Here is a 1,600-nt window from a genome sequence, read left to right on the forward strand (position 1 = left end):
CAGCCGAAGCCGGACGATAACCAGCCGAAGCCGGACGATAACCAGCCGAAGCCGGACGATAACCAGCCGAAGCCGGATGATAACCAGCCGAAGCCGGATGGAACGGATGGTGACGAAACGATCGATCCTGCTAAACCGGGCCGTCCTGGCGAATATAACGGTAAGCATTGGGAAGTGAAGATGCCGGATCGCGTCATCCTCACCCCAGGGTCAGCCACCGGTAAAACGGAATGGATTGAGCCGCCGCGCGACGGTAATACCAACAACGGCACCCCGTATGAGGGCGTACCGAGGTCGGGTTCTACCATTCCGCGTGTGGCGGATATTAAACCGGCAGACAGCACCCCTGCTGCTGATCCGAGCCAATATAACGGCAAGCATTGGGATGTGAAAACGCCTGATCCGGTGATTCTGACCCCAGGGTCTAACACCAACAACATCAAGGATCATGACACGCCGCGTGACGGGAATACCAATAACGGTACCGAATACGAAGGCCAGGGCAAGATTATTCACGATCCAAACGGCACGGCGAAAAATATCTCTGAGACGACCGGTCTGAACGGTGATCCAAGCCAGTACGACGGTAAGCACTGGGATGTGAAAACGCCTGAGCCGGTGGTGCTGACTCCAGGGTCCAACACCAACAACGTGCAGGACAATGCCACGCCGCGTGATGGGAATACCAGTAACGGCACTGCATACGAAGGCCAGGGCAAGATTATTCACGATCCAAACGGCACGGCGAAAAATATCTCTGAGACGACCGGTCTGAACGGTGATCCAAGCCAGTACGACGGTAAGCACTGGGATGTGAAAACGCCTGAGCCGGTGGTGCTGACTCCAGGGTCCAACACCAACAACGTGCAGGACAATGCCACGCCGCGTGATGGGAATACCAGTAACGGCACTGCATACGAAGGCCAGGGCAAAGTTGTTCACGATCCGGACGGCACCGCGAAGAATATCGCTGAAACCACCGGCCTGAACGGTGATCCGAGCCAGTATGACGGTAAGAGCTGGGGAGTTGAAGAACCGGCACCGGTGGTACTGACCCCAGGGTCTGGCACCAACAACGTGCAAGACAACGCCACACCGCGTGATGGGAATACCAACAACGGTACGGCGTATGAAGGCCAACCTAAACTGGTTAAAGGCTCAGTGCGTAAGATGCCGGCGGCAACTGCGACCGATGCCGAGCCTAAAACGACGGTAACCTCAGCTGAAAACTCGGGTGCCCAAAGCAACCTAGTGAAAGGTGCGGTACGCAACACGGCGGCTGTGACTACGAAAGTAGCCCCAGGTGAAAACGGTGGCGGCGTGCAGCCGAAGCCTATCGCCACCGGTGAAGGTCAGGGTGCGGAAATCCGCGGGCCGGAAGCGGCAAGCGCAGGCACTATCCATCTCGATATTGCATCGAAAGCGAAAGGTCTGATTGAGCCGATGGACAAAGGCCATGGCGTGCAGCCGAAGCCTATCGCCACCGGTGAAGGCCAGGGCGTGGAAATCCGTGGTCCGGAAGGGGCAAGCGCAGGCACTATCCATCTCGATATTGCATCGAAGGCGAAAGGCCTGATTGAGCCGATGGACAAAGGCCATG

The 1,600-nt window shown here is 57.2% G+C and carries 1 protein-coding gene; it reads left to right on the forward strand.

All coding sequences use genetic code 11. The annotated features are described in order from the left end of the window. The coding region (locus tag CYR52_RS22745) for a hypothetical protein (protein ID WP_206605027.1) at nucleotides 1-1,600 on the forward strand (1,600 nt) is incomplete at both ends.

Origin of the sequence: Chimaeribacter arupi, from assembly GCF_002858805.1 — a bacterium.
Classification (GTDB): domain Bacteria; phylum Pseudomonadota; class Gammaproteobacteria; order Enterobacterales; family Enterobacteriaceae; genus Chimaeribacter; species Chimaeribacter arupi.